Annotated in this window: 23 protein-coding genes; 11 read left to right on the top strand and 12 right to left on the bottom strand. The window is 63.4% G+C overall.

Going from position 1 to position 20,970, the window contains the following annotated elements; genetic code table 11:
* Window positions 1-69: 69 nt before the first annotated feature.
* A complete protein-coding gene (locus KUF59_RS10820; RefSeq protein ID WP_212462071.1) occupies window positions 70-1,245 on the bottom strand; it encodes a vWA domain-containing protein in 1,176 nt (391 codons plus the stop codon).
* A gap of 122 nt (window positions 1,246-1,367) precedes the next feature.
* Here KUF59_RS10820 and KUF59_RS10815 point away from each other — a divergent pair, with 122 nt between their 5' ends.
* The 4 genes from KUF59_RS10815 to KUF59_RS10800 all read left to right on the top strand — a co-directional run bounded on the left by KUF59_RS10815 (window position 1,368) and on the right by KUF59_RS10800 (window position 4,297).
* Window positions 1,368-1,613 carry a GlsB/YeaQ/YmgE family stress response membrane protein gene (locus KUF59_RS10815; protein WP_212402725.1) on the top strand — a complete coding sequence of 82 codons (246 nt, stop codon included), beginning with the start codon at window positions 1,368-1,370 and terminating at the stop codon, window positions 1,611-1,613.
* Between the two features lie 117 nt (window positions 1,614-1,730).
* Window positions 1,731-2,573 carry an AAA family ATPase gene (locus KUF59_RS10810; RefSeq protein WP_027522430.1) on the top strand — a complete coding sequence of 281 codons (843 nt, stop codon included), beginning with the start codon at window positions 1,731-1,733 and terminating at the stop codon, window positions 2,571-2,573.
* A gap of 377 nt (window positions 2,574-2,950) precedes the next feature.
* On the top strand, window positions 2,951-3,604 hold the full coding sequence (locus KUF59_RS10805; protein WP_212462070.1) for a hypothetical protein: 654 nt from the start codon (window positions 2,951-2,953) through the stop codon (window positions 3,602-3,604).
* A gap of 69 nt (window positions 3,605-3,673) precedes the next feature.
* Window positions 3,674-4,297, top strand: a complete 624-nt coding sequence (locus tag KUF59_RS10800; RefSeq protein WP_212462069.1) for a hypothetical protein — start codon at window positions 3,674-3,676, stop codon at window positions 4,295-4,297.
* A 131-nt stretch (window positions 4,298-4,428) separates the two neighbouring features.
* Here KUF59_RS10800 and KUF59_RS10795 read toward each other — a convergent pair whose 3' ends face one another.
* The 4 genes from KUF59_RS10795 to KUF59_RS10780 all read right to left on the bottom strand — a co-directional run bounded on the left by KUF59_RS10795 (window position 4,429) and on the right by KUF59_RS10780 (window position 8,686).
* Complete coding sequence (locus KUF59_RS10795) at window positions 4,429-6,075, bottom strand: GMC family oxidoreductase (RefSeq protein ID WP_258769431.1); 1,647 nt, start codon at window positions 6,073-6,075, stop codon at window positions 4,429-4,431.
* A 16-nt stretch (window positions 6,076-6,091) separates the two neighbouring features.
* Window positions 6,092-6,685: a GNAT family N-acetyltransferase gene (locus tag KUF59_RS10790; protein ID WP_212462067.1), complete on the bottom strand. Its 594-nt coding sequence runs from the start codon at window positions 6,683-6,685 to the stop codon at window positions 6,092-6,094.
* Window positions 6,686-6,790: 105 nt separating this feature from the next.
* On the bottom strand, window positions 6,791-7,717 hold the full coding sequence (locus KUF59_RS10785) for an SMP-30/gluconolactonase/LRE family protein (protein ID WP_212462066.1): 927 nt from the start codon (window positions 7,715-7,717) through the stop codon (window positions 6,791-6,793).
* Window positions 7,718-7,852: 135 nt separating this feature from the next.
* Window positions 7,853-8,686: an AraC family transcriptional regulator gene (locus tag KUF59_RS10780; protein WP_212462065.1), complete on the bottom strand. Its 834-nt coding sequence runs from the start codon at window positions 8,684-8,686 to the stop codon at window positions 7,853-7,855.
* Window positions 8,687-8,869: 183 nt separating this feature from the next.
* Here KUF59_RS10780 and KUF59_RS10775 point away from each other — a divergent pair, with 183 nt between their 5' ends.
* A complete protein-coding gene (locus KUF59_RS10775) occupies window positions 8,870-9,973 on the top strand; it encodes a mandelate racemase/muconate lactonizing enzyme family protein (protein ID WP_212462064.1) in 1,104 nt (367 codons plus the stop codon).
* Window positions 9,974-9,992: 19 nt separating this feature from the next.
* Here the strand turns inward: KUF59_RS10775 and KUF59_RS10770 are convergent, their stop codons facing one another.
* Window positions 9,993-10,373: a hypothetical protein gene (locus KUF59_RS10770; protein ID WP_212462063.1), complete on the bottom strand. Its 381-nt coding sequence runs from the start codon at window positions 10,371-10,373 to the stop codon at window positions 9,993-9,995.
* A 188-nt stretch (window positions 10,374-10,561) separates the two neighbouring features.
* Between KUF59_RS10770 and KUF59_RS10765 the strand changes: the two genes are divergently transcribed.
* On the top strand, window positions 10,562-10,783 hold the full coding sequence (locus KUF59_RS10765) for a hypothetical protein (protein WP_140981906.1): 222 nt from the start codon (window positions 10,562-10,564) through the stop codon (window positions 10,781-10,783).
* A 237-nt stretch (window positions 10,784-11,020) separates the two neighbouring features.
* Here KUF59_RS10765 and KUF59_RS10760 read toward each other — a convergent pair whose 3' ends face one another.
* Entirely contained in the window at window positions 11,021-11,455 is a 435-nt protein-coding gene (locus tag KUF59_RS10760) for a cupin domain-containing protein (RefSeq protein WP_212462062.1), read from the bottom strand.
* Between the two features lie 314 nt (window positions 11,456-11,769).
* The gene (locus tag KUF59_RS10755) at window positions 11,770-12,426 is read right to left on the bottom strand and encodes a glutathione S-transferase family protein (protein ID WP_212462061.1); all 657 of its coding nucleotides are present in this window, start codon (window positions 12,424-12,426) and stop codon (window positions 11,770-11,772) included.
* 175 nt (window positions 12,427-12,601) lie between these two features.
* Between KUF59_RS10755 and KUF59_RS10750 the strand changes: the two genes are divergently transcribed.
* Complete coding sequence (locus tag KUF59_RS10750; RefSeq protein ID WP_212462110.1) at window positions 12,602-13,825, top strand: polyhydroxyalkanoate depolymerase; 1,224 nt, start codon at window positions 12,602-12,604, stop codon at window positions 13,823-13,825.
* Window positions 13,826-13,851: 26 nt separating this feature from the next.
* On the opposite strand, the gene KUF59_RS10745 is transcribed toward KUF59_RS10750, so the two are convergent.
* On the bottom strand, window positions 13,852-14,100 hold the full coding sequence (locus tag KUF59_RS10745; protein ID WP_212462060.1) for a hypothetical protein: 249 nt from the start codon (window positions 14,098-14,100) through the stop codon (window positions 13,852-13,854).
* A gap of 135 nt (window positions 14,101-14,235) precedes the next feature.
* Between KUF59_RS10745 and KUF59_RS10740 the strand changes: the two genes are divergently transcribed.
* Window positions 14,236-15,300: a ketopantoate reductase family protein gene (locus tag KUF59_RS10740; protein ID WP_212462059.1), complete on the top strand. Its 1,065-nt coding sequence runs from the start codon at window positions 14,236-14,238 to the stop codon at window positions 15,298-15,300.
* A 21-nt stretch (window positions 15,301-15,321) separates the two neighbouring features.
* On the opposite strand, the gene KUF59_RS10735 is transcribed toward KUF59_RS10740, so the two are convergent.
* Entirely contained in the window at window positions 15,322-15,564 is a 243-nt protein-coding gene (locus tag KUF59_RS10735) for a DUF1127 domain-containing protein (RefSeq protein WP_212462058.1), read from the bottom strand.
* A 167-nt stretch (window positions 15,565-15,731) separates the two neighbouring features.
* Between KUF59_RS10735 and KUF59_RS10730 the strand changes: the two genes are divergently transcribed.
* On the top strand, window positions 15,732-17,297 hold the full coding sequence (locus tag KUF59_RS10730; protein ID WP_212462057.1) for a winged helix-turn-helix domain-containing tetratricopeptide repeat protein: 1,566 nt from the start codon (window positions 15,732-15,734) through the stop codon (window positions 17,295-17,297).
* A gap of 22 nt (window positions 17,298-17,319) precedes the next feature.
* On the opposite strand, the gene KUF59_RS10725 is transcribed toward KUF59_RS10730, so the two are convergent.
* Window positions 17,320-18,345, bottom strand: coding sequence for an AraC family transcriptional regulator (locus KUF59_RS10725; protein WP_212462109.1), 1,026 nt, complete (start codon window positions 18,343-18,345; stop codon window positions 17,320-17,322).
* Between the two features lie 182 nt (window positions 18,346-18,527).
* On the opposite strand from KUF59_RS10725, the gene KUF59_RS10720 reads away from it, so the two are divergent.
* Together KUF59_RS10720 and KUF59_RS10715 are read left to right on the top strand one after the other, a co-directional pair.
* Entirely contained in the window at window positions 18,528-18,977 is a 450-nt protein-coding gene (locus KUF59_RS10720) for a cupin domain-containing protein (protein ID WP_212462056.1), read from the top strand.
* Between the two features lie 120 nt (window positions 18,978-19,097).
* Window positions 19,098-20,591 carry a flavin-containing monooxygenase gene (locus tag KUF59_RS10715; RefSeq protein WP_212462055.1) on the top strand — a complete coding sequence of 498 codons (1,494 nt, stop codon included), beginning with the start codon at window positions 19,098-19,100 and terminating at the stop codon, window positions 20,589-20,591.
* 19 nt (window positions 20,592-20,610) lie between these two features.
* On the opposite strand, the gene KUF59_RS10710 is transcribed toward KUF59_RS10715, so the two are convergent.
* Window positions 20,611-20,838, bottom strand: coding sequence for a hypothetical protein (locus tag KUF59_RS10710; protein ID WP_212462054.1), 228 nt, complete (start codon window positions 20,836-20,838; stop codon window positions 20,611-20,613).
* Window positions 20,839-20,970: the final 132 nt, after the last annotated feature.

Genomic DNA, 20,970 nt, shown 5'->3' with positions numbered 1-20,970 from the left:
TCCTCACACGCCATCCCGAGATTCCCGGTTCGCGACTTCGTCGCGCCCCGGAATGACGACGTGGGGGTGCTAGTGCGTCAATTCCTTCATCGCGCCTTCCAGCCCCTCGATGGTGATCGGGAACATGCGGTTGGCAAAGATGCGGCGGATGATGGTGGTCGATTCCGAATAATCCCAGTGCTTCTGCTGCACCGGATTGAGCCACACCGAATGCGGATAGGTGCGAATGATGCGATCGAGCCAGACCGAGCCCGGCTCCTCGTTGACATGCTCGACCGAGCCACCCGGCACCATGATCTCGTAAGGGCTCATCGAGGCGTCACCGACGAACACGACCTTGTAGTCGTGTGGATATTTATGCAGCACGTCCCAGGTCGGCGTGCGGTCGGTGAAGCGCCGCTTGTTCTGCTTCCACACGCCCTCGTAAAGGCAATTGTGGAAGTAGAAATATTCCATGTGCTTGAATTCGCTCTTCGCCGCCGAGAACAGCTCCTCGACCTGCTCGATATGCGAATCCATCGAGCCGCCGATGTCGAAGAACACCAAGAGCTTGACCGCGTTGCGCCGCTCGGGGCGCATGACCACGTCGAGATAGCCGTGGTTGGCGGTCTCGCGGATCGTATTGTCGAGATCGAGCTCGTCCGGCGCGCCGGTGCGGGCGAATTTACGCAGGCGCCGCAGCGCCACCTTGATGTTGCGGATGCCAAGCTCGACATTGCCGTCGAGGTCCTTGAACTCGCGCTTGTCCCACACCTTCACGGCGCGGTTGTTGCGGTTCTTCTCCTGGCCGATGCGCACGCCTTCGGGATTGTAGCCATGGGCGCCGAACGGCGACGTGCCCGCCGTGCCGATCCACTTGCTGCCGCCCTGGTGCCGGCCCTTCTGCTCCTCGAGACGCTTCTTCAAGGTCTCCATGAGCTTGTCCCAGCCCATGGCCTCGATCTGCTTCTTCTCCTCCTCGGTGAGGTATTTTTCGGCGAGCTTCTTCAGCCACTCCGCCGGAATTTCCGCCTTCTCCATGGCGTCGAGCAGGCTTTCCAGCCCCTTGAACACGGTGCCGAAGACACGGTCGAACTTGTCGAGGTTGCGCTCGTCCTTCACGAGCGAGGCGCGCGACAGATAGTAGAAATTCTCGACCGTGTAGTCCGCGAGGTCGGCGTCGAGCGCCTCCATCAGCGTGAGGTATTCGCGCAGCGTCACGGGGACCTGCGCATCGCGCAATGAGGTGAAGAATTGCAGGAACATGGGTGACAGATTGCCTTTCGGGTGGCCTTCGTCAAGGGCCGGAGGGCCCGGCCGAGGCCTAGACCGGGAGGGTTTTTCCTCTAGAATTGCGCCCGCCTGTACCGTTTCTGGAGGGGGTTTCCATGGGGATTATTGCAGCACTCGTTATCGGCGCGATCGCTGGCTGGCTTGCCGGCCAAATTGTCCGCGGCGCGGGATTTGGCCTGATCGGCAACATCGTGATCGGCATCATCGGCGCGCTGGTCGCGAGCTGGCTGTTGCCGCAACTGGGCATCAGCCTCGGCAGCGGCACGTTCCGTGACATCATCAACGGGACCATCGGCGCGGTCATTGTGCTGGTCGTGCTTTCGCTGATAAAACGGGCCTAACAGCCTGGACCTGATCCATGACGGCCGCAGCTTGAGCGGCCGTTTCCATGTTTCGGCTGAGGCGCGCTTCGCCTCGCCCAAGGAAAAAACAAGCAAGATGACCAACAAGGACGTGCGATGAAGTTTACCGGCACCAAGGACTATGTTGCGACCGACGACCTCAAGGTCGCCGTCAATGCCTCGATCGTGCTCGAGCGCCCGCTCCTGGTGAAGGGCGAGCCCGGCACGGGCAAGACGGTGCTGGCGGAGGAAGTGGCCAAGGCACTGAACGCGCCGCTGCTGACCTGGCACATCAAGTCCACCACCAAGGCGCAGCAGGGCCTCTACGAATATGACGCCGTGTCGCGTCTGCGCGACAGCCAGCTCGGCGATGCGCGGGTGTCCGACATCAAGAACTACATCAAGCGCGGCAAGCTGTGGGACGCCTTCACCGCCGAGCAGCGCCCGGTGCTGCTGATCGACGAGATCGACAAGGCCGACATCGAATTCCCGAACGACCTGTTGCTCGAGCTCGACCGCATGGAATTCCATGTCTACGAGACCGGTGAGACCATCAAGGCGAAGCAGCGCCCGATCATGATGATCACCTCCAACAACGAGAAGGAGCTGCCGGACGCCTTCCTGCGCCGCTGCTTCTTCCACTACATCAAGTTCCCCGACGCCGAGACCATGGGCCGGATCGTCGACGTGCACTTCCCCGGCATCAAGAAGCGCCTGGTCGAAGAGGCGCTGCGCATCTTCTTCGAGGTGCGCGAGGTGCCCGGCCTGAAGAAGAAGCCGTCCACCTCCGAACTGCTCGACTGGCTGAAGCTCCTCCTCAACGAGGAGATGACCCCGGAGCAACTGCGCGAGCGCGACCCGCGCAAGCTGATCCCGCCGCTGCACGGTGCGCTCCTGAAGAACGAGCAGGACGTGCATCTGTTCGAACGGCTGGCGTTTTTGAGCCGGAGGGAAGTCTGAGGCTCTCGTGTCCCGGACGCCCAGCAACGCATAGCGTTGCTGCGCAGAGCCGGGACCCAGAGGCCACACATTGCATCGCTGCAACATGGGCCCCGGCTCGGCAGCGCACCGCTGAAGGAGCGCTGCGCTGCATCCGGGGCACGAGAGCATTGCCTGCTCTCTCCACCCGTCATTGCGAGCGCAGCGAAGCAATCCAGACTGTTGCCCGGGTGAGATTCTGGATTGCTTCGCTGCGCTCGCAATGACGGAGCAAGGCGTGACGACGGAGCTCCTAGCTTGCACTTCGAACAACAGATGCATGAACCGATGCGCTGGCGCCCGCGACTACCGCAGAGCCGGCTGATCCCTGTACGAGCGGCCGCCATCCGAGGGAGCCGATGTCTGAGCCGTTCGCAGCGCTTGCGCAGGTGACGATCGAGCGGGGCGCGCTGATCCGTTATCTCGACGCGCGGCCGAGGTCGGCGGCGCAATGGAAGGACTGGCCCCGGATCGGTGGCCAATGGTACGGCTTTTCCTGGACTGCCGATCTTCCAAACCTGCTCGCCCGGGTCGATGAATGGCTCGGCGCCTCCTATCGGCACACGGTGCGAAAAGTGCTGGCGTTTTCCGAAGCACCTGCGCTCGGCCGCTGCACATACGACGAAGCCACCCAGCGCTTCACCTTCGGAACGCTGACCTTCTCCGAGAACCTCAACGACCTCGTGCTCTTCTTTGTCGTCGCACGCGGCCTCGCCGGCTACATGCGAGATCGCGAGTCGGGATTTGCCCTGGTGCACAACCATCTCTGGGCCAATGGTGACCGCACGGTTGCCGTCATGGGTCTCGGCGCGGATGATCATTCGCACTTCCTGGACGCGGCCGTCGATGCGCCAGCCTGGGAGCGGCATGTGCGGGACGGCAAGGCCGTGTTCGACGACATCTACAAGGGCTACGCCGCGCTTGGGCGGCTGGATGTGTTCGACAAGGTCAGCAAACCCGGCGATCACCAGGCCGGGCCGGATGCAGCGGACGAGCTCGATCGGCTCAGATAAGGCTGAACCGTTGACGTCAGCGAATGCAAATCGATAGGACTTGCCTGTTTTCATTTCGAGAGATCAACGATGCGTTTTGTGGTCTTGCCTCTGGCGTTGCTGACAAGCGCAGCTGCTGCCGCAGAGCCCGTCGACTGCGACGCCATCGCGAACACGATGGCGCCGGTGGAATTGACCTATCACGACGGCGACAACTCGTCCGTCGCTCATGTCTACAGGGACCAATCAGGGAATTCCGTCGTCTGGATCAAGACCCTGGACGGCAAGTTTGTCGCCAAGGGGGTTTTCGTTGCGGGCATCCTGGCCACAGGCGAGACCACATCGGCCTACGCCGGCAAGTTCAAATCCTCAAAGATCAAGTACACCGTCGAAGGCATGCCAAGGCTGTTCGATCGTCGATCGGATCTCAAATACAGCATCACGCATTCGACCGTCTATGGGGATGGCAGCACGGACGTCTCGACCACGACCTATAGCTACAAGTTCAAATCGGCGGGTAAAGAGGCCGTTGGTCCATGTATGCTGGACGTAGTTCACGGTGAGAGCGACACCGTGAACGAAAAGACGGGCAAGACGGCCCATACCTATGGCGTGTACTTCCCGCAGCTCATGACCGGGATGACCGGCAAGACGGCGGAGCCCGTTCTCGACGACATCAAGACCAAGTTCGATCCGATGACGATGATCCCGTAAGGAATCGTAGGGTGGGTTAGCGTCAGCGTAACCCACCAATTCTGCGAGAAGCGGAGAGCAAAGAGGTGGGTTACGCCGAGCGGACTGCGCTTCGCGCAGCCGCGGGGCTAACCCACCCTACGAAGAAGCGCTCATGCCACCGCGCTTTCCGGCACATTCGCCGCTTCCATCGGCTTCTTGCCGCGGATCAAATCCGACGCGCGATCCGCGATCATCATCGCTGATGCGTTCAGGTTCGCCGAGATCATGCGCGGCATGACGGAGGCGTCGACGACGCGCAAACCTTCCATCCCATGGACACGAAGCTGGTCGTCCACGACCGCCCAGGTGGATTCCACCGGGCCCATGCGGCAGGTGCACCCCGGGTGGAAGGTCGTGGTGCCGCGCTCGGTGACGGCCTTCAAAAATTCGTCGTCGGTGTTGACGTCGGGGCCGGGGAAGTCCTCGTAGGCGTAGTAAGGCGACAGCGGCGCGGACTTGAGCAGGCGTCGCGCGAGCTTCATGCCGCCGACGACGACGCGGCGGTCGAGCTCGGCGTCGAGATAGTTGGTCTGGATGATCGGCGGCGCGAACGGATCCTTGGAGCGGATGCGGACATAGCCGCGGCTTTCGGGGCGCTGCTGCCAGGAGGCAACCGTCATGCCGGGCTGGTCCTCGAGCTGGCCCTGCACGCCTTCCTTGTAGCTGGCCGGCGTGAAGGTGAGCTGCAGGTCGGAGCGGTCGGGGCTCTCGCCGGAATACCAGAAGCAATAGACCATGGTCGGCGACAGCGACAGCAGGCCGCGCCGCTGCGTGGCCCATTTCAGCGCCTCGATCCAGAGCGAGAAGCCGCGCCTGAGCTCGTTGATGGTCTTGATGTTCTTCACCCGCCCCACGGTGCGCGGCGCGTAGTGGTCCTGAAGGCCCTCGCCCACGGGGAGCGCGTGACGCACCGCGATGCCGTGGGTCTGGAGCAGGTCCGGGGAGCCCACGCCTGAAAGCTGCAGGAGCTGCGGCGAATTATAGGTGCCGCCCGCCAAAATCACTTCCTTGTTGGCGCGGACCTCCACCGGCGTGCCGTTGCGGCCGCCCTTCATGTAGCGCACGCCGACGGCACGCTTGCCCTCGAAGATGATCTCGGTCGCATGCGCATGCGTCTGCACATGCAGGTTCGGCCGCTTCATCGCTGGTCTGAGGAACGCGGTCGAGCCCGACACGCGCAGGCCGTTCTCGATGGTGCGCTGGCAGTAGGAGACGCCCTCCTGCTTCGCGCCGTTGTAATCGGGGTTGCGGGGAATGCCGAGCGAGACCGCGCCTTCCATGAAGGCTTCGCAGAGCGGATCGCGCCAATCCATGGTGGTGACGGTGAGGTTGCCGTCGCGACCGCGATAGGTGTCCTCGCCCTCACCGACCCGCTTCTCCAACCGCTTGAAGTAGGGCAACACGTCGGCATAGCTCCAGCCGCGATTGCCCATCTGCGCCCAGGTGTCGAAGTCGAGGTTCTGGCCGCGATTGTAGATGTGGCCGTTGATCGAGGACGATCCGCCGAGCGTCTTGCCGCGTGGCGCGTAGATGCTGCGTCCGCCGGTCCAGGGCCCGACCTCCTGCTGGTAGGCCCAGTTGATGCTCTTCATGTGGAAGGTCTTGATGAACCCCGCCGGCAGATGGATGTAGGGATGCCAGTCGCTAGGGCCGGCTTCCAGCACGCAGACGCTCGTATTCGGGTCCTCGCTCAGCCGGTAGGTCAGCACGCAGCCGGCCGAGCCGGCGCCGACGATCACGTAGTCAAATCTATCCATCTTGCCTCGAGCCCCCTCAGCGCGGCTTGTCGTTGAGCTGATAGGTCAAATGCGCCTTCACCGTCGGCCATTCGGCCGCGGTGATGCTGTAGACGACGGTATCACGCAGCGTGCCATTCGGCGCGACCTGGTGGCTGCGCAAAACGCCGTCCTGCTTCGCCCCTAACCGCTCGATCGCGCGGCGGCTCTGATGGTTGAAGAAATGGGTGCGGAATTCGACGGCGATGCAGTTCAGCGTCTCGAAAGCGTGCGTGAGCAAGAGCAGCTTGCACTGCGTGTTGAGCGGCGAGCGCTGCACTCGCTTCGCATACCAGGTCGAGCCGATCTCGACGCGGCGGTTGCCGGCGTCGATGTTCATGTAAGTGGTCATGCCGGCGATCTGGCCGTCGGCGTCGAACACGGTGAAGGGCAGCATCGAACCCGACTTCTGCAGGCCGAGGCGGCGGTCGATCTCCTTCGTCATGTTTTCGGCCGTCGGGATGGCGGTGTACCAGAGCTTGTGCAGCTCGCCGTCCTTCACGGCGTCCGTCAGCCCGTCCAAGTGCTGATGCGACAGCGGCTCGAGACGCGCATGTCCTCCACGCAGGGTGACTGGATCAGGCCAGGGCATTTTGAAGTCTCTCCTTGCGTCTTTGCGAGCGAAGCGAAGCAATCCAGACTATTTCCGCGGACGCATTCCTGGATTGCTTCGCTTCGCTCGCAATGACGGCTTGTCTCACTTGTTCAAGAAGTTCAACGGCAATCCGCTGCGCGGCCAGTCCATGGCGATCAGCTCGCCCTTACCCGACAGTGTGATGTAGGCAGTCTTCAGCTCGGGGCCGCCGAAGGCAATGTTGGTGGTGACGCGGTCGCCGGTCGGCACCTGCTCCACCAGTCTGCCGTCAGGCGCGATCACCGAGATGCAGCCGGTGACGAGGGTCGCGACGCAGACATTGCCGCCTGCCTCGACCGCGAGTGAGTCGAACATCTGGTAGCCGCCGAGGCCCGCGATCGGCTTTCCGCGTTCGCCACGATAGATCACCTCGCGCGGCTTCAGCGTGCCGGGCGCGGAGAGCTCGTAGGCCCACAGCCGCGCGGTCGGCGTCTCGCCGATATAGACGGTGGACTCGTCCGGCGACAGGCCAATGCCGTTCGCCGGCAGCACGCCGTGCACGATCTCGACGATCTCCTTCATGCCCGGCTTCACATAGTAGATACCGCCGACGTCCATCTCGCGGGCGCGGCGCTTGCCGAGCTCGGAGAACCAGAGGCCGCCGTGCTTGTCGAACACCAGGTCGTTCGGTCCGCGCAGCGCATGCTCGCCGCATTTGCTGACGACGGTCTCTAACTTGCCCGATTGCAAATCGACGCGCTGAATCGAGCCGCCGAGATAGTCGTCCGGCTGCGGCCCCGGCATGATCATCTTGCCGGTCGGGATCCAGGAGAAGCCGCCATTGTTGCAGACATACATCTTGCCGTCGGGGCCGAGCGCCGCGCCGTTCGGACCGCCCGGGACCTTGGCCACGATTTCCTTGCGGCCGTCGGGATAGACCCGCGTGAGGCGCTGGCCGCGGATTTCCACCAGCACGACCGAGCCGTCCGGCATCACCACGGGGCCTTCGGGAAACTCGAGGTCAGTGGCGAGAACGCGAACGTTGGACATGTCTTGGACCTCCCGGCTGCTTGTTATGCCTTGCACGGGAAGTCCGGCGCCGGCCCCGCACGCAAGATTTGCGTGTGGTTATGGCAAAGTAGGTCCCGCTTGCCAAGCAAACGGGCGCATTGCTGCGTTGCGCGGCTACTCCTTCACCGGCACCCAGATCTCAAAACCGCCATTGCCGGTCCGGGGATCGAAATTCTCGTCGTAGCGCTCGAAGTTGGGCGCGTCCGCTGCCTTGAGGCCGGACGCCGGTAGCCAGTGATTCCAGATCGTGTTGACGGTACGGCGGATCGAGGCGACGTGGTCGCGGTGGGTGAACACCGCGTAGCGCTGCTCGGGGATGCGGATGCGGGCGAAGCGGCGCGGCAGGTCGGAATAGTCAGCAACCTCGACGCCTGCGATGTAGTCGAAATTACCGGCATCGTCGCCGTTGCAGCAGACGCCGTAGGCGACGCCTCCGACGCGCGCGGGAATGTCGGCAACTTCCTGGTGGAAGCGGTGCCACAGGCCCGGAATGACGGCGCCGTTGTCGCAGGAGATGCGCTCGCCGATGCCTGCGACGAGAAGGGCCTTGGCAGTCTCGAAACGCGGTGCGGCAAGATTGTCTGTCATCGTGGAGTCCATGAGGATCGGCTCCTGAAGGTTGAGTTTGCTGGCGCACGTCGCCGCCCTCACCGCTTCCGGCGTCATGCCAAAATGGTCGCGGAACGCGCGGGTGAATGCTTCGTGGGAGCCATAGTCCGCATCCAGCGCCAGCGTGAGGATGTCGGGCGCGCCGGCTGCGAGCGCACGCGCGGACTCGGTGAGGCGACGCGCGCGCAGGTAGCGCATGACAGGAAGTCCGGTCGCCGCGGCGAAAGCGCGCACCATGTGGAAGCGCGAGACGCCGCCGATCTCGGCGATCTCGTCGAGCGTCATCGGCTCGGCGAGATGGCTTTCGATATACCAGAGCGCCTTCTGGGCCGGATTCATGACAAAGCTCTCATGTCGAAGCGCGGCCAGGATGGACGCTTGGCCCAGGCTTCGCTTGATCGGCGTTGCGGTCACACGCAAAGGATAGCGGAGGAACCGCCACTGGCAACGCCGCGGCCTTCCGGCCTAGACTGCCGGATGGACCTCGAACCGCTCGGAAGAAAGCACGGAGGAACCCACGCCATGAAAATCACCGATGTCCGGGCGCATCATATCAGCATCCCCTATGACGCCGGCGTTGCCAGCTTCCGCCAGGGCGCAGCGGCCATCACGGCCCTCGACATGGTGCTGGTCGAGGTTTCGACCGACGCCGGGCTTACCGGCTGGGGCGATGCCTTCGCCTATGTCTCTCCTCGCACCACCCGCACGGCCGTCGAGGAGATGATCGCGCCGCAGGCACGCGGGCTCGAGGTTCCGGATGCAGCGGGCATTCCAGCCGTCATGGAGCAGATCCAGCGCAACCTGCACCTGTTCGGCCGCTACGGCATCACGATGTTCGCGATCTCCGGACTGGACATCGCACTCTGGGATTTGGCCGCGAAGATCGCGGGCCTGCCGGTGCATCGCCTGATCGGAAAAGCCCGACGCGCCGCTATTCCCGCCTATGCGAGCCTGCTGCGCATCGGCTCCCCCGAAAACATCGCCGCCGAATGCAAGAAGGCGCTCGGCCTTGGCTATGGCGCGATCAAGCTGCACGAGACTACATCCGCCGCGGTGTTTGCGGCACGCGAGGCGATCGGTCCCGGCATTCCGCTGATGGTCGACATGAACTGTCCGCTCAGCGGCGCGCAGGCAATCGCGTTCGCTGCGGAATGCCGTGACGCGCAGCCGATGTTTCTGGAAGAACCGGTGTGGCCTCCGGAAGATTTCGCAACGCTCGCCGACGTGCGGACCAGGGGCGGCCTGGACATCGCTGCCGGCGAGAATGCCTGCACGGCCTATCAGTTCCGCCAGATGTTGACCGCGGGTGCGGTGAGCCATGCGCAGCCGTCGGTCATCAAGGTCGGCGGTATCACGGAATTCCTGAAGGTCGTGACGATTGCCGACGAGCTCGGCGTCAACATCGTTCCTCATTCGCCCTATTTCGGTCCGGGGCTGCTCGCCACACTGCATCTATTGGCGCTGCGCAAGGAGGGACTGGTCGAGATGTTCTATCTCAAGCGCGAAGCTTGCCTGTGGGGCGGCCGTGCCGATGTCGATGCGACCGGCCACGTCGCCGTGCCGACAGGCCCGGGGCTCGGCTACGAGCCGGATCGGAACGTCATGGAGCGTTATCGCATCGCGTGATCGCGGTACGCCGGCGCGGCTATTTCGTTCCTTCCTTCGCCGCCGGTTGCGCATCCTTGGCCGGCGGTGCGTCGGCCTTCTTCTTCAGATCTTCCGCCGTCTTCGCCTGCGCGGTCTGGAGATCGGTGACCACCTTCTGCAATCCGGCCACGGCCGCCTTCAACGCGTCAATCTGGCGATTGGCGGCATCGATCTTCTGCTGATGGTCGAGGTTGAGCTTGGTGATCGTCTTCTGGAGGAAGTCGACATTGCTCTGCAGGCAGCTCGTGCGCCGCTCCCAGGTCTTCTCGACGGTGCAGATCTCGATGCCGGGAACGTCCTGCGCGCGCAGCGGGGCGGTTGAAAATGTTCCAATCAGAAAAGTCGTGAAACAAATGGCGGCAATGGTCCGTCCCGGCATGCAGTTCCCTCGAGAATCGATCACGGCAAATTGCGCTGATGTCGCGCGTCGCACCGACGATACCATACTGGCACCGCATTCTCGCGATGTGGTTGGTGTGTTCCCCGGGACGGGAACAATAACGATGACCTGAGACTTGACGCGGAGAACTGGGCACTCGCCGCGATTTTTTAGGGGAGACTTTTGGAATGGCGACGCGCGAAAGACGTCTGGCGGAATTCAATGGCGAAGGAGAGCCGCCGCCTGGCCTGCCGGTCGAGGTGCTTTGCGAGGATCACAGCGGAACATATCAACTGCCGTTCGCCTGCCGCTATGTCGCAGGGCGCTGGCAGAACAGCGAGGCAGGCATCGCGGTCGAAGCGACCGTGATCGGCTGGCGGCTGCCGCGTGTGAAGCAGGGCGTGGCCTGAAGGGACACGCATCCTGTCTCAAAATGCGACGGAGGCAAACGCGCTCTTAAGATTCGGAACGCGGCTGGAACGAACCGCGTCCGAATCAGCGGTGACGGCCCGTACTCACCTGTTCACGGCTAGATATCGGCGTCGCGCGTATTGCGCGTACCATATCAAGGAACAGGGTGAGCAGGCGCAGCCCGCGGCCGATGACAAAAGTTAATTCTTCCGGGGACGACATCGATTGCCCCTCCCTCACGACCACGGCGTCACCGGCGGCACCTTGTCGGTGGCGGGCGGCATGTCGACGGTCTTGAAGTCGGCGGGGCTGACGATCTCCATGTATTCCATGTCGGGCGAGTAGTCGTAGAGGTAGTGCACGATGCCCGGCCGCTGGTGCACGACGTCGCCGGCCTTCACCAGCGTCGGCTTGTCCTCGTACATGAAGCGCGCCCAGCCCTTCAGCATCACCACGATCTGGAATTCGCAATCATGGCGATGCCAGCCGGTGCCGTCCTCGGGCGGACAGTCGGGATTGGCCTTGACGAGATGGCAGATCACCTGCCCGCCGGTGGCATCGGCAATGCCGAGATCGCGATAGAGGAAAAAGTCGCGCAGTCCCCCGCCCCTGTAGTCGGTGTCGCCGGGTTTGACGTGGGAGAACTTCTTGACGTCAGTGTGCTGGTTCATGACGGCCTCCACTCCTTAAGCTTCCAGCGATCCGCGAGCGTCGGCGTCCAAACTTTCGGCAGCGTCCGTCGGTCGCGTTCGCAGCCAATTGTGCTATGCGAGAATCGCGCCATTGGCGCTGCAACGCAGCGAACGCACGCGAGGTGCGCGGCGAAGCCGCTGGCGTGTCATAGAAATCCTGTCATGGCGCGATGCATCATCGCCGCGGTGCCGACGGCGGCGATCACAGCTCTCGTGTTATGACTGGCCGCAACTTGGGCAAATGCTGCTCGTAGGCCTCGCCGCTGAAACGGGCAGGCCCGCGCGAGCGCTGCCTAATATTCGACCTCGAGCTCCTCGATCTCGGCCGGCTCCGCCTTGGCCGCCTCGATCCATTCTCGCATCTCGGCCATGCCCATGATGGTATCGGCATAGGCCTTCAGCCGCGGCTCCAGCTTCACGTCATAGGTCACGAAGCGCGTGACGACGGGCGCGTACATCGCATCCGCCATGGTCCGCCCCGCGCCGAACAGGAAGGGCCCGCCGGATTTTTCCAGACAGTCGCGCCAGATGGCCCAGACCCGGTCGATGTCGGCCTGGGCGCGCGACCAGATCTTGAAGCCGGGGAAGTATCCCTTGAGGTTGACCGGCAGCGAGGCGCGCAGCGTGGTGAAGCCGGAATGGATTTCGCCGCAGATCGAACGGCAATGGGCGCGCTGGATACGATCGGCCGGCAATAGCCCAGCGTCCGGCATCACCTCGTTGAGATATTCGGCGATCGCCAGCGTATCCCACACGATCGCGCCGTCGTGCCGTAGACACGGCACCAGGATCGAGGACGACAGCAGGAGGATTTCCGCGCGCGCGGACGCATCATCCGGCGCGGTCACGACCTCGTCGAATTCGAGCCCGGAAAACTTCGTCAGCAGCCAGCCACGCAGCGACCAGGACGAGTAGTTCTTGCTGCTGATGGTCAGTGTCGCTTTCGCCATATGGCCTTTCCCTTGCGCCTGAATTCCTGATGCCGCCGTCCCGTTATGCGCGGTGCCCAAAGTTCGTGCTTCCCCGTATTCCACAGCAAGCGACATGCCAGTTTTCAGGGCGAATTGACTCGAATCTGGCGTCGATATTGCATGATGGTCTGGGGTCAGGGTGGGCGTTTCAGTAATGATGTCGATGTACTATCAGGCCTTTCAGAACCACATGGATCTGACGGAGCCATGGCGGGCGGGGGCTTCGTCTGCCCTCAGATACCTCAATCTGGTGCCCCAGGGGACGTCGCATGCTCTCGTCGGGCGGCTGTCGGCTGCGCTAGAGCTGATCTCGCGCTCCACCATCACCTATGACCGCCCGGCCTATGGCATCGACAGCGTCATGGTGGGAAATCGCGAGGTCGGCGTCCGGGAGGAGATCGCCTACGCCACGCCCTTCGGCTCGCTGCTGCATTTCAAAAAGGACGATGCGGCCGAGCAGCCGCGCATGCTGCTGGTGGCGCCGATGTCCGGCCATTTCGCGACGCTCTTGCGCGGCACGGTGAAGACGCTGCTCCAGGACCACGACGTCTACATCACCGACTGGCACAATCCGCGCGACATTCCCCGCAAGGAGGGCCGCTTCGGGCTCGACGACTATACCGAGCACCTGATCGACTTCCTCGGACAGTTGGGTCCGCGGCCGCACATGGTCGCGATCTGCCAGCCGTCGGTCTCGGCCCTCGCCGCCGCCGCGATCATGTGCGAGGACAACCATCCCTCGCGCCCCGCCACGCTGACGCTGATGGCAGGACCGATCGACACGCGCGTAGCGCCGACCAAGGTCAACGACTTCGCCAAGAGCAAGCCGATCGAATGGTTCGAGCGCAATCTGATCAACTACGTGCCGGTGCAGTGCCGCGGCGCGTTCCGGAAAGTTTATCCGGGCTTCGTCCAGCTCACCGCCTTCGTCTCGATGAACCTCGAGCGGCACATCAAGCAGCATCTCGATCTCGCCAACCACATCGCCAAGGGCGAGAAGGAGAAGGCCGCGACCATCAAGAATTTCTACGACGAATATTTTGCGGTGATGGACCTGCCCGCGGAGTTCTACATCGAGACGGTGCGCGACGTTTTCCAGGAGCATCTTTTGCCGCAGGGCAAGCTGATGCATCGCGGCCGCCCCGTGAACACGCGCGCCGTCAGCCGCATGGGGCTGATGACGGTCGAGGGCGAGAAGGACGACATCTGCTCGATCGGCCAGACCCTCGCAGCCCAGGACCTCTGCACCGGCGTGCGCGCCTATCGCAGGGTGCACCACATGCAGGCCGGCGTCGGCCATTACGGTGTGTTCTCGGGCAAGCGCTGGAATAACGAGATCTATCCGCTGCTACGCGATTTCGTGCACGTGAATTCCTGAGCGCCTCTCATACCGCCGCGCCGCCCCTACTTCCCAAGCTGGGCGAGCACGGCGAACCACAGCGCGAGCGGCTCGGAGAACGAGGCCGGGTCCGACGGCTTCTGACGCACCGCGGTGTGCACCATGATCAGCTTCGATGCCGGGTCCACCGCGATCATCTGGCCGCGGATTCCGAGCAGCGCAAATCTGCGCTGCTCGCCGGGAAAGAGCCACACCTGGTAGCCGAAGTATGCGTTGGCGATGCCCGGCGCGAGGTAACCATCCGACGGCTTCACCGGCCGCGTCGGAATAGAAGCGCCGAGAGAACAAATACGAAACATTCTTGTATTTGTAATGCCACGACGATTGCGATAGATACGGCGCTCATTTTCGACCCGGGCAAATCCCGTCCGACTAGGGAAAGAGAGAGCATGGCGCGCAACATTCTGATCCTCGGGGCCTCCTACGGCTCCTTGCTGGGGACCAAGCTTTTGATGGCGGGTCACAACGTGACCCTGGTCTGCCGGGCCAAGACCGCCGAGCTCATCAATCGCGACGGCACAGAAGTGCGCATCAAGCTGCGTGACGAGGCGGTGCACCGGGCGATCTTCTCGCGCAACCTGCCCGGCAAGCTGGACGCTACCACGCCCGGCGAGGTCGACATCTCCCGCTACGACATGGTGGCGCTCGCCATGCAGGAGCCGCAATACACCAACCACACGGTTCGTGTGCTGATGGTCAAGATCGCCGCGGCCGGCCTGCCGTGCCTGTCGATCATGAACATGCCGCCGCTGCCCTATCTCAAGCGCATCCCGGCGCTGAAGGACATGGATCTGGAGGAGGCCTACACCAATGCGCAGGTGTGGGAGCGCTTCAAGCCGGGGCTGGTGACGCTGTGCTCGCCCGATCCGCAGGCCTTCCGTCCGCCGGAGGAAGCGGCGAACGTGCTCCATGTCGGCCTGCCCACCAACTTCAAGGCCGCGATCTTCGAGGACGAGAAGCACAACAAGGTGCTGCGTGAGCTGGAAGCCGACATCGACGCGGTGACGCTGGACGGCCAGGACGTGCCGGTGAAGCTCAAGGTGTTCGACTCGCTGTTCGTGCCGCTGGCAAAGTGGTCGATGCTGCTCACCGGCAATTATCGCTGCATCACGCCGCACGAGCCGCAGTCGATCCGCGACGCCGTGCATGGCGACCTGAAGCGCTCGCAGGCGATCTACGACCACGTCGACGCGCTGGCCCGACGCCTCGGTGCCGATCCGCAGGATCAGGTGCCGTTCGCAAAATATGCCAAGGCGGCGGAAAGCCTGCTCAAGCCCTCATCGGCGGCACGCGCGGTTGCCGCCGGCGCGCCCTTCATCGAGCGCGTCGACCTCCTGGTGAAGCTGATCTCGCATCAGCTCGGCGTGCCCAACCCGGAAATCGACCGCACGGTCGAGACCGTCGACCACAAGCTGAACGAGAAGATCGTGCAGGGCGGCTCCGGCGCGCAGTAGCGCGCCGCAGACATTGGACACTCATTGGGCGGATAGATTGCCGCGCGGATCGGTCGAGCGGTTCGCGGCGACATAATCGATCTCGCCCCGCGTCGTTCCGATATCCATCAATTCCTGGTCGCTCAGGCCACGCAGCACGCCTTGCAACGCCCGACGCGTGCGCCATTCCTGAAACGCGTTCCAGCAGGTCCTGAACAGCCCGGCGACACCGTACGTCTGGATCCGGCTACCTCGCAGCCCCGTCGTGTCATAGGTAACGCTCATCGTCGTATCTCCTTGGGCCCTATTTCGGCCCAGGATCACGATGCCCGGCAGTGAGCGGCTCCGCTTGACATCCGGCTTACATTTTCCTCACCGGCGGCTTACTTTTCGGGGGTGCAAGCGGTGTTCGACCGCCTCCAGCGATCGGAGGCCAACCAGAGGTTGGCGGGTTGCGCTATCAGTTTGAGGAGTATGCACTCGATACCGACCTGCGCGAATTGCGCCACGGGGCGGACGTCGTCTCCATTGCGCCACAGGTCTTCGACCTCCTCGACTATTTGATCAGCAACAGGGACCGTGTCGTCAGCAAGGACGACCTCATCAATGCCATCTGGAGCGGGCGCAGCGTGTCCGACGCAGCGCTCACGACGCGCCTGAACGTGGCCCGGACCGCAATCGGCGATACCGGAGACGTGCAACGCCTGATCAAGACCTTGCCCCGCAGGGGCTTTCGCTTCGTCGGCGCGGTGCGCGAAGCCGGCCACCCCTCAGGCACCGCGACCATCCCCGACGAACGCTCAGGTTCGGCGAACCCCGCACTGGCGCTCCCGGACAAGCCGTCGATTGCGGTCTTGCCCTTCCAGAACATGAGCGGCGATCCGGAGCAGGAATACTTCGCCGACGGGATGGTCGAAGAGATCACGATCGCGCTCTCGCGGTTCAAATGGCTGTTCGTGATCGCGCGCAATTCGAGTTTCACCTTCAAGGGCCAGGCCGTCGACATCAAGGAGGTCGGGCGCAAGCTTGGCGTGCGCTATGTGCTCGAAGGCTCCGTGCGCAAGGCCTCGGGAAAGGTCCGCATCGCCGGGCAGTTGATCGATGCGGTGACCAACACACACATCTGGGCAGACACGTTCGAGCGCGACCTGACGGATATCTTCGCGCTCCAGGACGAGGTCGCGATTGCCGTCGTCTCGGCCATTCAGCCAAAACTGCTTCAGGAAGAAATCAGCATGGCAGCGCGGCGGCCGCCGGACGACCTGCGAGCCTACGATCTTTTTCTGCGCGCCATGCCGCACCTTTATCGCGCGACCCGCGAAGGATTGGCTGAGGGCATACGGCTCATCCATCGCGCGCTCGAGCTGGATCCCGGGCTCGGCTTCGTCGCCAGCATTGGAAGCCTGTGCCATTCGCTCAACGTCACTCTGGGCTATTCGACCGATCCGCATCTCGACCGCAAGGAAGCCATTCGGTTGATTCGCCTGGCGCTGAGCATCGACGACGGCGATCCGGGAATACTGGGCAACGTTGCGGTCGCCTCTGCGTTCATGATTGGCGATCCCCAAGGCGAAATGGAAATGGCCGACCGATCGGTCGCACTGAACCCGAACTCATTCGACGGATGGCTTCACAGGGGCTGGGTGTACCGAATTGCGGGGAAGCCGGAAGAAGCGATCCGGAGTTTTACCCGTGCCAACCGCTTGAGCCCGGTTGACCCGCTGCTGCATCGGTCCTTCATCGGGATGGCGATGGCGTACATCGAGCTCGAACGTTTTGAGGACGCCATCGAAGCGGCCAAGAGATCGCTTCGTCAGAATCCCACCCATTCGGCCGGGCACCGCTGTCTCTTATGCGCGCTCGCCCATCTCGGACGTGACAAGGAGGCCCGCGACGTGGCCGCACAGATGTTGGAGCTCGATCCTGCCTTTACAATATCCGGATACATCGCCCGCGGCGGCCAGGCAAACGCGAAGCTGCTGATCGAGGGGTTCAGGAAAGCGGGTTTACCTGAATGAGCCGCAAGGCGTCTCCCACTACTTAGCTCAGCCGCCGCCGCAGCGTCGCCGAGGGCGTCTCGCCGAATTTTTCACGGTAGGAGCCGGCCATGCGGCTCAGATGCGTGAAGCCGAGATCGAAGGCGATGTCGGTGATCGACGCATCCGGTGTGGCCTGCGCCAGCCGCGCATGGAGATTGGCGAGACGGATGTCGAGCAGCATCTCCGAGATCGACAGGCCAAAGTGCCGGCGGAAGCCGAGCTGAAGCGCGCGGATGCCGACGCCGGCGGAGGTGGCGAGTTGCACGAGATCGAGCGGCTCGCCGGCCCCCGCTTCGAGACAATCCCGCGCCCTGCGCAAGGCGCGCGGCAGCCGCTCGGCCCGCCCTGAGAAGGTGCGGATGGCATCGGACAGGCCATGCCGCTGCCCGTTGAGGAGATGATCGAGCAGCGTCTCGCGCAAATCGGCCACCGCGGTCGCGGGCAGCTTGCCGCGGGGCCCGAGGCGTTCGGCGAGCGCCAACAATTCCCAAAGCTTTGCGGACAGGCTGTACGCGACCGGCGTGCGGAGATCGACGACCGGCTCGAATTCGACCGTGCCGGCCGACTTGCCCGCGAGCGCGGCGGCGCGCTGCTCCACCAGGCGGCGATCGAGCAGCAGGATGAGCTGGGCACAGTCGGCCCAGACCATCCGCGTCGGCACCGTCGGAGACAACAGAGACGCTGTCGCTCCGGGCGCAGTGGTGAGCTCGCGCGTGCCGGCGCGAACGCTGGCACCACCCCTTAAGGGAATCTGCAGCAGGAAAAATCCGTCGAGGCAGCCCGGATCGATCGTCACCGAACCGCCATAGGCGACGTAGTTGATCGAAAACCCCTCGAAGGCCGCGCAATTGTGCCGGGCGTAGAAGCCGGGAGCCCTGGCCTGGGCCGGCTGCAGATCGTGCGGGCAGAAGATGCGTCCGATCTGTTCGGCGGCCTCGTCGACGTCACCGGTGGTGACGCGGGCAAACTCCGCAAGCCTGACGGCTTCGGAGCTTTTCGCGCTCATCTCCAGCTCGGTTGCGGACATCATGGACCACACGTCGCGCCCCAAATTACTTTAAGCCTATAATAGTTCCGCGCCGGCGAAAAGAGCCGCGTCGCGAAAACGTCGTGTTGCAGAGCACCACGCATGGATTCGTTTTGCGGATAGACAGTCCGCGGCGGCTGACCGATCCTCCATTCTCGCCGGATCCAAGATGGAGATGAGCCATGGCTGCACTCGAAAAGGGCATTACTGCAAATGGTACGGGCTACGGCGGCAAGACCTGGAATATTCTGGGTCAGGTCTATTTCCCCAAAGCCGTCACCGATTCCACCTTCGCATTCGAGACCAACAGCGACCCCGGCCAATTCGTGCCGGTGCACATCCACCCGACCCAGGACGAGTTCATCCTGGTGCAGGAAGGCGAGCTCGACCTCAAGCTCGACGGCCAATGGGTGAAGGCCAAGGCCGGCGACCTCGTGCGCATGCCGCGCGGCATTCCGCACGGCTATTTCAACAAGTCCGACAAGCCGTGCCGCGCGCTGTTCTGGGTCTCGCCTATGCAGAAACTGGAGGCGCTGTTCAACCAGCTTCATAACCTCACCGATCCCGCAGAAGTCGTGCGCATCTCGGCCGAGCACGAAGTGGATTTTCTGCCGCCCGAGGCCAACGACTAGGCCTCACGCCTCCTCGTCAGCTCAACTCACCTGTCAAGTCACCTGGCAAGCCCGGCGGCCGCACGCGTTGCGGCCGAATGCGGCCTGCTGCGCTCAAACACTCGATTTGCGAGCAAACCCATGGTCAGCCCAAAGCATGTCTGCGTGATCGGCGCCGGCGTCTCCGGTCTTGCCGCCGCCAAGGCCTTCTCGGCCCGCGGCCACAAGGTCACCATCGTCGAACGCAGCACCGATCTCGGCGGCGTCTGGGAGCCGGCACGGTCCTATCCGGAGGTGCAGACCCAGAGCCCGAAGGACCTCTATCGCTACACCGACCGCGCCATGCCGGAGGCCTATCCGGAATGGCCGACCGGCCCGCAGGTCCATGCCTACCTCGCCGACTACGCCAAAGGCCACGGCCTCGACCGCATGCTGCGGCTAGACACCGCCGTTGCCGGCATGGAGCGGCGCACCGCCGGCAAGCCCGGCTGGACGCTGGCGCTCACAGACAAGAACGGAACCACCACGAAGGAGGATTTCGACTTCGTCGCCATCTGCACCGGACAGTTTAACGAACCACGGGAGCTGCACTGCCCGGGCGAAGCGACGTTCACGGCCGCCGGCGGGCAGATCCTGCATTCCTCGGAATACGGCGATCCGTCGCTCGCAAAGGGCCGCCGCGTCGTCGTGCTCGGCGGATCGAAGTCGGCGACCGACATCGCGGTCAATGCGGTGAAGTCGGGCGCCCGCGAGGTCACGATTGTGTTTCGCGAGCCGGTCTGGCGCATCCCCTATTTCATCGGCGGCCTCGTGAACTTCAAACGTATCCTCTACATCCGCGCGCAGGAGCAGATGTTTCCGGGCTGGGGCGCGAGCGCGCTGGCGCGGTTCGCGCACCGCGTCACCGCACCTTTGGTGTGGGCGAACTGGCGCGGGCTGGAAAGCCTGTTGAAGGCCCAGCTCAAGCTGAAGAAGTGCAAGATGGTGCCGAAGGAGCGGATCGAGGACGGTGTCAATTGCTCGGTGCCGATCGCAACGCCGGGCTTCTACCCGATGGTTGCCGACGGCCGCATCAAGGCCGTGTTCGGTACCTTCGACCGCTACGAAGGCAACACCATCGTGATGAGTGGCGGCGAGCACGTAGCAGCCGACGTCGCCGTGCTCGCGATCGGCTACAAGCTCGGCGTGCCCTTCTTGCCAGAAGCCTATCAGTCAAAGCTCGTCGACGCCGACGGGCAGTATCGGCTCTATCGCCTGATCGCCAATCCTGACCTGCCTGACATGGGGTTCGTCGGCTTCAACTCGTCGTTCTGCACCGTGCTCTGCGCCGATCTCGCGGCGAACTGGCTGGTACGCTATGCCGACGGACAACTGGCGCGGCAGCCGACGGCGCAAGCAATGCGCGACAACATCGAGATGATGCTGCACTTCAAGCGCGTCGAGCGGCCGGCGGCAGGCGTCTATGGCGGCCTGTGCGTCGCGCCGTATCATTACCGGCATTTCGACGAGCTGATGGCCGACATCGGCGCCAAGGAATTTTCGCGCAACCCGCTCGCGGAGCGTTTTTTGCCGCCGGACGCGGATGCCTACGCGCGGTATCTGGCCTCGGCGCCGGACTACCGGGCGGCGGCGTAAGGGCGGAGAATTTCTCCGCCTACCACTGCGACACGCCCCATCGCCTGCCGAAGACAGGCGGCCGCGACTGGATGGCCTTCCAGTCGAAGAAGTGATGATTGCCGGACCAGGCGTGGACCTCGGCCGTGCAGACGCTGCATCTGAAACTGCCGGAGTGCTTTTCGGAGTGCGCCTCCTTCGTCGCGCTGTAGTTCATCCCGCAGCCCGGGCAGGCGAACTCTTCGATCGTCCATAAGCTGTTGGCCATGCGGCGTATTTCTGCAGTTGATGTCTGCACTTGAGGGAACACCAAGCCAGCCTAACGATCGCCGCTTTCATGCCGGTAAATCGGCCTGCCGAGATTCGGTTAACGGCCGTTAGCGCTGTCTGGCGCCAAAAC

Source organism: Bradyrhizobium arachidis, assembly GCF_024758505.1.
GTDB lineage: Bacteria > Pseudomonadota > Alphaproteobacteria > Rhizobiales > Xanthobacteraceae > Bradyrhizobium > Bradyrhizobium manausense_C.
The sequence above is the reverse complement of the archived record's forward strand: the minus strand, read 5'-3'. Positions and strand labels throughout refer to the sequence as shown.

Coding starts and splice junctions, on each gene's coding strand:
- KUF59_RS10775 (WP_212462064.1), top strand. CDS start 8,870: ATGAAAATCACCGATGTCCGGGCGCATCATATCAGCATCCCCTATGAC.
- KUF59_RS10795 (WP_258769431.1), bottom strand. CDS start 6,075: ATGGATAGATTTGACTACGTGATCGTCGGCGCCGGCTCGGCCGGCTGC.
- KUF59_RS10770 (WP_212462063.1), bottom strand. CDS start 10,373: ATGCCGGGACGGACCATTGCCGCCATTTGTTTCACGACTTTTCTGATT.
- KUF59_RS10725 (WP_212462109.1), bottom strand. CDS start 18,345: ATGTCCGCAACCGAGCTGGAGATGAGCGCGAAAAGCTCCGAAGCCGTC.
- KUF59_RS10820 (WP_212462071.1), bottom strand. CDS start 1,245: ATGTTCCTGCAATTCTTCACCTCATTGCGCGATGCGCAGGTCCCCGTG.
- KUF59_RS10760 (WP_212462062.1), bottom strand. CDS start 11,455: ATGAACCAGCACACTGACGTCAAGAAGTTCTCCCACGTCAAACCCGGC.
- KUF59_RS10735 (WP_212462058.1), bottom strand. CDS start 15,564: ATGAGCGTTACCTATGACACGACGGGGCTGCGAGGTAGCCGGATCCAG.
- KUF59_RS10815 (WP_212402725.1), top strand. CDS start 1,368: ATGGGGATTATTGCAGCACTCGTTATCGGCGCGATCGCTGGCTGGCTT.
- KUF59_RS10785 (WP_212462066.1), bottom strand. CDS start 7,717: ATGTCCAACGTTCGCGTTCTCGCCACTGACCTCGAGTTTCCCGAAGGC.
- KUF59_RS10720 (WP_212462056.1), top strand. CDS start 18,528: ATGGCTGCACTCGAAAAGGGCATTACTGCAAATGGTACGGGCTACGGC.
- KUF59_RS10755 (WP_212462061.1), bottom strand. CDS start 12,426: ATGGCGAAAGCGACACTGACCATCAGCAGCAAGAACTACTCGTCCTGG.
- KUF59_RS10810 (WP_027522430.1), top strand. CDS start 1,731: ATGAAGTTTACCGGCACCAAGGACTATGTTGCGACCGACGACCTCAAG.
- KUF59_RS10780 (WP_212462065.1), bottom strand. CDS start 8,686: ATGAATCCGGCCCAGAAGGCGCTCTGGTATATCGAAAGCCATCTCGCC.
- KUF59_RS10710 (WP_212462054.1), bottom strand. CDS start 20,838: ATGGCCAACAGCTTATGGACGATCGAAGAGTTCGCCTGCCCGGGCTGC.
- KUF59_RS10805 (WP_212462070.1), top strand. CDS start 2,951: ATGTCTGAGCCGTTCGCAGCGCTTGCGCAGGTGACGATCGAGCGGGGC.
- KUF59_RS10790 (WP_212462067.1), bottom strand. CDS start 6,685: ATGCCCTGGCCTGATCCAGTCACCCTGCGTGGAGGACATGCGCGTCTC.
- KUF59_RS10750 (WP_212462110.1), top strand. CDS start 12,602: ATGATGTCGATGTACTATCAGGCCTTTCAGAACCACATGGATCTGACG.
- KUF59_RS10800 (WP_212462069.1), top strand. CDS start 3,674: ATGCGTTTTGTGGTCTTGCCTCTGGCGTTGCTGACAAGCGCAGCTGCT.
- KUF59_RS10765 (WP_140981906.1), top strand. CDS start 10,562: ATGGCGACGCGCGAAAGACGTCTGGCGGAATTCAATGGCGAAGGAGAG.
- KUF59_RS10740 (WP_212462059.1), top strand. CDS start 14,236: ATGGCGCGCAACATTCTGATCCTCGGGGCCTCCTACGGCTCCTTGCTG.
- KUF59_RS10715 (WP_212462055.1), top strand. CDS start 19,098: ATGGTCAGCCCAAAGCATGTCTGCGTGATCGGCGCCGGCGTCTCCGGT.